This window comes from Pseudomonas paracarnis, from assembly GCF_904063055.1.
Taxonomy (GTDB): Bacteria; Pseudomonadota; Gammaproteobacteria; order Pseudomonadales; family Pseudomonadaceae; genus Aquipseudomonas; species Aquipseudomonas paracarnis.
Genome location: NZ_CAJFCN010000033.1, coordinates 1 through 6,702 on the forward strand (window position 1 = coordinate 1; position 6,702 = coordinate 6,702).

Annotated in this window: 5 protein-coding genes; 1 reads left to right on the forward strand and 4 read right to left on the reverse strand. The window is 61.5% G+C overall.

What is annotated here, in order from left to right:
- Positions 1–540 precede the first annotated feature (540 nt).
- From JMV15_RS27655 to JMV15_RS27670, 4 genes are all read right to left on the reverse strand, one after another.
- Positions 541–1,881, reverse strand: coding sequence for an LLM class flavin-dependent oxidoreductase (locus JMV15_RS27655; protein ID WP_014718167.1), 1,341 nt, complete (start codon positions 1,879–1,881; stop codon positions 541–543).
- 10 nt (positions 1,882–1,891) lie between these two features.
- A complete protein-coding gene (locus JMV15_RS27660; protein ID WP_014718168.1) occupies positions 1,892–2,866 on the reverse strand; it encodes an ABC transporter substrate-binding protein in 975 nt (324 codons plus the stop codon).
- 82 nt (positions 2,867–2,948) lie between these two features.
- A complete protein-coding gene (locus tag JMV15_RS27665) occupies positions 2,949–4,532 on the reverse strand; it encodes a rhodanese-related sulfurtransferase (protein ID WP_038449897.1) in 1,584 nt (527 codons plus the stop codon).
- Positions 4,529–5,140: a cysteine dioxygenase family protein gene (locus tag JMV15_RS27670; RefSeq protein ID WP_201491977.1), complete on the reverse strand. Its 612-nt coding sequence runs from the start codon at positions 5,138–5,140 to the stop codon at positions 4,529–4,531. The genes JMV15_RS27665 and JMV15_RS27670 overlap by 4 nt, the downstream gene beginning before the upstream one ends.
- A gap of 214 nt (positions 5,141–5,354) precedes the next feature.
- Between JMV15_RS27670 and JMV15_RS27675 the strand changes: the two genes are divergently transcribed.
- Positions 5,355–6,260, forward strand: coding sequence for a LysR family transcriptional regulator (locus JMV15_RS27675; RefSeq protein WP_003191880.1), 906 nt, complete (start codon positions 5,355–5,357; stop codon positions 6,258–6,260).
- Positions 6,261–6,702: the final 442 nt, after the last annotated feature.

A 6,702-nucleotide genomic window follows, 5' to 3' on the forward strand; every position in this document is an offset into this window, starting at 1 on the left:
ACCACACAGGCGCTGGTAATACTGGCCCGCAAGCTTGCTAGGGTGGTGTTCGCTCTGCTGAAAGGGCAAAGCGAATATCAGCCAAAAGTTGGTTGAGGGTTGCCCCTCAACCATAGAATCTCCCACAGGGGATCTGTGCCGGGCGCTGATTTTGTGGGCAATACATGACCAATGTGGGAGCTGGCTTGCCTGCGAAAGCGGTGGCTCAGTTGAATATTCAGTGACTGACACACCGCCTTCGCGGGCAAGCCCGCTTCCACAGGGGATCTGTGCCAGGCGCTGATTTTGTGGGCAATACATGACCAATGTGGGAGCTGGCTTGCCTGCGAAAGCGGTGGTCCGGTTGAAGATTCAGTGACTGACACACCGCCTTCGCGGGCAAGCCCGCTCCCACAGGGGATCTGTGCCAGGCGCTGATTTTGTGGGCAATACATGACCAATGTGGGAGCTGGCTTGCCTGCGATAGCGGTGGTCCAGTTGAAGATTCAGTGACTGACACACCGCTATCGCGGGCAAGCCCGCTCCCACAGTGGAATGTGTTCAGGCCAGCGCTTTCTCGTGGGGTTCGATCACGCTGTAGCGGTTCGCTGGCACTTCCAGGCCGAGATTGTCCCGTAGGGTGTGGCCGCTGTACTCGGTACGGAACAACCCCCGCTGTTGAAGCACCGGCACCACCCACTCAGTGAAATACTGCAAGCCATCCGGCAGTACCGAATTGATAATGAAACCATCGCTGGCACCGCTCTCGAACCAGGTTTGGATCGCATCCGCGACCTGTTGCGGGGTGCCGACAAAGTCGCGCAGGGGCCGTGAGAAACGCAGGGCTACTTCGCGCAGGGTCAGGCCTTCGTCACGGGCCAGTTGCTTGATACGCTCGGAGCCACCTTTCTGGCTGTTGGCGCCCAGGTCGCCCAGTTCGGGAAAGGGCGCATCCAGCGGGTACTGGCTGAAATCATGGTCGTTGAACGGTCGGCCGAGGGCGACGATGGCGTCCTCCACAGTGACCAGCGCCACGGCTTGCTGGTAGCGGCTTTCCACTTCGGCGGCATCGCGCCCGACAATCGGGCGGATGCCCGGCAGGATCGACAGGCTGTCCGGGTCGCGGCCAAAGCCCTTGGCGCGGCGTTTCAAATCGGCGCTGTAGGCCTTGGCCTCGTCGATAGTTTCCACGTGCACAAAAATCGCATCGGCGTTTTCAGCGGCAAAGTTACGCCCATCCTGCGAAGTGCCCGCCTGGAAAATCACCGGTTGGCCCTGGCGCGAACGCGCGATGTTCAGCGGGCCTTTGACCGAGAAGAATTCGCCCTTGTGGTTAAGCGCATGCAACTTGCCTGGGGTGAAGAATTCGCCGCTGTGTTTGTTATAGGCAAAGGCGTCGTCCTCCCAGGAATCCCATAGGCCCTTGACCACATTCAAATGCTCCTTGGCGATGCGGTAACGCACGGCGTGGGGCGGGTGTTCGGCCTTGCCGAAATTATCGGCGGTGCCGCTCAGCCACGAGGTGACTACGTTCCAGCCAGCGCGGCCGCCGCTGATGTGGTCCAGGGAGGCGAACTGGCGTGCTACCTGGTAAGGCTCGGTGTAGCTGACGGTCACGGTGGCGACCAGGCCGATGTGAGTGGTCAGCGCGGCCAAGGCCGAGAGGATCGTCAGCGGCTCGAAACGGTTGAGGTAATGGGGGCTGGACTTGGGGTGGATATGCAGGCTGTCGGCGATGAACACGAAGTCGAACCGGGCGGCTTCGGCCAGTGCGGTCTGCTGCTTGTAGAAGCCGAAATTGGTGCTGGCGTCGGGTTGTGCCTGCGGGTGGCGCCATTCGCCCCAACCGTGGCCGACACCGTGCACCATGGCACCGAGTTTCAATTGACGTGGCTTGCTCATGTTCTGCTCCTTAGCGCGAGGCTTGTTCGAGGGGGATACGCTTGGCGTTGAAGCTGGAATCGAAGCCCTGGGAGACGTCGATGTGTTTGCTCAGCAGGCCTTCTTTTACATAGGTGTCGGCGGTGGCTTGCAGGCCATGGATCACCGTATCGTCAATCGTGACCGGGGAAAGATGGGTGTCCTTGGCCACTTCGATATGCACGGCCAGTGGCAGGCCAGTGATCTTGGCTTGGGCAGCGGCGTATTGCTCGGGATGGGTATTGGCCCAGGCGTAGGCGCGATCAATGCGGGCGACAAAGTCGTCCAGTTGCACACGTTTGTCGGCAATGGCCTGGCCGGTAGCGGCGAAGTACAGATGATTGCTCAGCAGGTGCTTGCCGCTCACCAGCACGCGAGCATTGCTCTGTGAGGTGACCACGGTGGTGTAAGGGTCCCACGTCGCCCAGGCATCGGCGGTGCCGTTGTCGAGTACCAACCGGGACTCGGCGGGCAGCAGGAAGATGAACTGCACATCCTGGGTGGTCAGCCCGGCATCGTTCAGGGCCTTGATCGCCAGGTAGTGCCCGATGGAGCCGCGCCCGGTGACGATCTTCTTGCCCTTGAGGTCGGCCGCGGTCTTGATCGGTGAATCCTTGGGCACCAGCAGCGCCGTGGTGTTACGGCCTTCGGCATGGATGATGCTGATCACCTTGATCGAGGCACCGGCGCCGAGGGCGAACACATAAGGGGCATCGCCCAGGGCGCCGACATCCACAGCACCGGCATTCAGCGCTTCGCCCAGGGGCGAGGCCGAGGGGAATTCCGACCATTTGATCTCGTAAGGCACGTTCTGGCTTTCGCCCGAGGCTTCCAGCAGCGCCTTGATCGTGGATTTCTGGTTGGCCACGCGCAGCGGTTGCAGGTCGCCAGCCTGGACGGTGGAAAGCAGGCCGAAGGCCAGGGCGGCGCCCCACAGCAGGCGTTTGAATGGGAGGGCATACAGCATGGGAAAAACTCCAGGCGTTGGGTAAAGGGAGATACCTCCGCCTGGAGAAGGGGTCGGTTGGGCGAAACGATGCAGCGGTGAATCAGATCACGTAGAAGCCATGGGTGCCGTCGCGGGCCAGTTGTTCCACGAGGCCGAACTCCCAATCCAGGTAAGCCTGCATGGCTTCCCGAGGGTTGTCGGTGCCTTCGTAAGGGCGGCGGTAGCGGTCGATACGCGGGGACGCCAGGTGGCTTTCGCCTGACTCAAGGGGCAGTTGCGCTTGGATCCAGCCGGCCGTGCCGTCCTGCAGCAAAAAGACCGGCTTGCCGGTGAGGGCCTCGACTTCCGGCACGGCCAGGCGCGCCAGTTGGCTGCTGCCGCAGGTCAACACATAGCGCTGGGCGCTCGGTACCTTGCTCAGGGCCTCGGGCAGTTGCGCGCGCAGCACCCACCAGGCGCCGGGGATATGACGTTTCACGTAGTTGGCGCTGGCCGTGAAGTCCAGCACCTGCGTGTCGCCATGGCTGAGCCAGTCGGCAAGGGTGTGGGGGCTGATCAGTTCGGCCTGGAGCGGTGGCGGCACGGGTGCGACCCATGCACCGCGTTCGCTGAAGTGCGTGGCTTGCAGGTCGTCCAGCACGGAGACCTGCCAGCCCAACTGGGCCAGCCATGACGCGGACATATTGGCGCGCACGCCGTCGTCGTCCACCAGTACCAGGCGCGCACCGCGCACACTGGCAACGTGGTCGGTTTCCTGCACCAGTTGCCCGCCCGGGGTGGCACGGGCGCCCGGCAGGTGGCCGGCTTCGAATTCTTCTACGGTGCGCACATCGAACAGGTAGGTGGTGCGGGTCGCGTCCTGTTGCCAGCGGTGCAGGTCATTGAGCGTCGCACGCTTGACCCCGGCTTTATCGGCAACACCACGTGCCTTTTGGGCGGCGAGCTGGCGATGGTTTTCCGAGGTCGGCGCAAAGCGGCGCGCCTGGCCATGGTCGAGGGTCTGCCCGGCCAAGGTCCAGCCGATGGTGCCGTTGCGCAGGGCTGCCACTGGGTTGGGGAGGCCGGCGTTGATCAACGACTGGGTGCCGATAATGCTGCGGGTGCGCCCGGCGCAATTGACGATGATGCGCGTGGCTGGATCGGGCGCCAGCTCACGGGCGCGCAACACCAACTCGGCCCCCGGCACACTGATGCCGGTGGGGATGCTCATGGTCTGGTATTCGTCGAAACGGCGCGCATCGAGCACCACCACATCGGCCTGGCTGTCGAGCAGGGCCTGGACCTCTTCGGCGGCCAGGGACGGCGTGTGACGCTGGTTCTCCACCAGTTCGCCAAACGCCTTGCTGGGTACATTGACGTCGATAAACAGCTCGCCACCGGCCCGACGCCAACCGTCCAGCCCATCCTCCAGCAGGCTGACCTGGGTGTAGCCCAGTGCAACCAGGTGTTCGGCGGCGCGCTGGGCCAGCCCTTCGCCGTTGTCGTACAGGGTGACTTGGGTATCGCGGCGTGGAATGCGCGCGTACACCTCCAGTTCAAGCTTGGACAAAGGGATATTCGCGGCGAACAGAGGGTGGGCCTCGGCAAAGGGGGCTTCTTCGCGTACGTCGATCAGCGCGACTTCTTCGCGTGCCAACAGGGCCTGGCGAATCTGCGCAAAGCTGCGGGTCGATAGGGTGGTCATAGGGCAGGGCTCTTTTCTTTGGACAGGTCCCAGATGTTCGGGAGATAGGCGTTGGAATAACCGGAGATAAACAGTTTCTCGCTGCCGTCGGGTTGATACACCGCCCGGCGCACCGCGCCGATATTGGCGCCGTATACGTGGATGCTGATGGACACTTGGTCGCCGTGGGCATTGCTGACCTGATGGATATCGCCGAATTTGGGCGACACCGCCTCGACCTGGCCCGGCAGCAATTGCACGGGTTCGCCTAGCGCTACCAGGCTGCCGCCCGGTGCCCGGGCAAACCCCTGGGAAACCTCCGCGCCGCGCAACATACCGATCAGCCCCCACACCCGGTGGTCATGAATCGGCGTGCGTTGCCCTGGCCCCCACACAAAGCTGACCACGCTGAATCGCTGGCGCGAATCGGCATGTAGCAAGAATTGCTGGTAGCGCTCGGGGTCGGGCTGGGCGAATTCGTCGGGCAGCCAATCATCGTGGCTGACCAATTGCGCCAGCAACTTGCCGCCACGGTGCAGCAGGTCGCCTTCACGCGGGTTGCCGTCGATCAATTCCGCCAGGGCGCCTATGAAGGCTCTGAGTCTCTCGGGGTGTCGGGCCTGGGTCATGACCATTCCATCGGGCTGTTGGTGTATTTTTATCTAAGCATAATGTTTGTTTTTAATATGCTATTTTTTAATGATATAGCTTATAGCCGGAGGTAATTTAGAACCGGTTTGAATAGGGTTAGACGTTATTGATCACTGGCTGGGCTATCCAGACCTGTGTGCGGCCACTATGCTTCACGCACATCTTAATGACTGATCTGTATGTGCGGCCCAAATGAAAATTGACGATATCGATGCCTTTGTCGAAGTGATTCGTTGCCAGTCCATCAGCCATGCCGCCGCGTCGTTGCAGCTGACCCAGCCAGCCATCACCCGCCGCGTGCAGAACTTCGAGCAGGCTCTGGGAGTGGAACTGTTCGACCGCAACACCAAGCCCCTCAAGCCAACGCTGATCGGTACGCGTGTCTATGAGCAATGCCGGTTGATCCTGCGCGAGATGGATGCCCTGCGCGAACTGGTGGCCACCGATGCGCCGCCCACCGGCGTGCTGCGCTTGGGCGTACCGCAGACCATTGGCGATGTGGTGCTGCTGGACGCACTCAAGCACCTGCGCAGCGAATACGCCGACTTGCGTGCCCAGGTTGCCACCGGCTGGGGCAGCCAATTGGTCGGCAAGATCGAACGCGGCGAACTGGATGCGGCGGTGGCGTTGTTTCCCGCGGGCAAGATCTTCCCGGACAACCTAGTCGGTGAGTCCATCGGCAAGATGGAGTTGGTGGTGGTCTGTGCCAAGGCGCAATTGCCGAAGAAGCCTTGCAAGCTGGCGGACGTGTACCAGAGCGGTTGGATCCTCAACCCGGACGGCTGCGGGTTCCGTGCGGGGTTGCAGCGCACCTTGTCTGACCAGGGCCTGGCGCTGCGGGTAAACCTGGAAACCTTTGGCACTGAACTGCAACTGGGCCTGGTGGCCGACGGTCTCGGCCTTGGCCTGGTGCCACGTCCGTTGCTGGAACGCAGTGCTCATCGCGAGCAGTTGGCGGCGATGCCCCTCAAGGACTTCAAGCCGGTGATGGATTTGTGGCTGATCTATCCGCATTTTCTCGGCAACCTGCAAGGGCCGGTGGATGCTTTTGGTCAATGGGTGGCAGACGCTTTGCACAAGATCCGCAGCGCTGCCTGACGCTCTGCCAGCCGACGCTTATCCACCTGACCCCCCGGCGAACCCAATGTGGGAGCTGGCTTGCCTGCGATGACGGCCTGACAGCCGACATTTACCTACCAGACACCCCCGCAATCCAACTGTGGGAGCTGGCTTGCCTGCGATAGCGGCCTGACAGTCGATACAGTTATACCGAGTACATATCCATTCCTGCGGTAACGGCCACTTAGGGTTCCGCTTTTACAGCCAGCCCTTTCAAGGTCTTCTGTAAAATCCCCTGAAATTCATTCAGGGGGTACCTAAACGATGTGGGCGGAAGTTCTAGCGCGTTTCGAGAAAAAAGCACCTGCCAGTGTCATGGCCAAACTGGCGCTGCAGCAGGCTATTGCCCCCGAGTGGATTGATCAGGTTTTCGAAGAACACCGGCAACGGCAGTATTCTCGTGAGCTATTGTTCTCGACCA

Coding starts and splice junctions, on each gene's coding strand:
- JMV15_RS27660 (WP_014718168.1), bottom strand. CDS start 2,866: ATGCTGTATGCCCTCCCATTCAAACGCCTGCTGTGGGGCGCCGCCCTG.
- JMV15_RS27670 (WP_201491977.1), bottom strand. CDS start 5,140: ATGACCCAGGCCCGACACCCCGAGAGACTCAGAGCCTTCATAGGCGCC.
- JMV15_RS27655 (WP_014718167.1), bottom strand. CDS start 1,881: ATGAGCAAGCCACGTCAATTGAAACTCGGTGCCATGGTGCACGGTGTC.
- JMV15_RS27675 (WP_003191880.1), top strand. CDS start 5,355: ATGAAAATTGACGATATCGATGCCTTTGTCGAAGTGATTCGTTGCCAG.
- JMV15_RS27665 (WP_038449897.1), bottom strand. CDS start 4,532: ATGACCACCCTATCGACCCGCAGCTTTGCGCAGATTCGCCAGGCCCTG.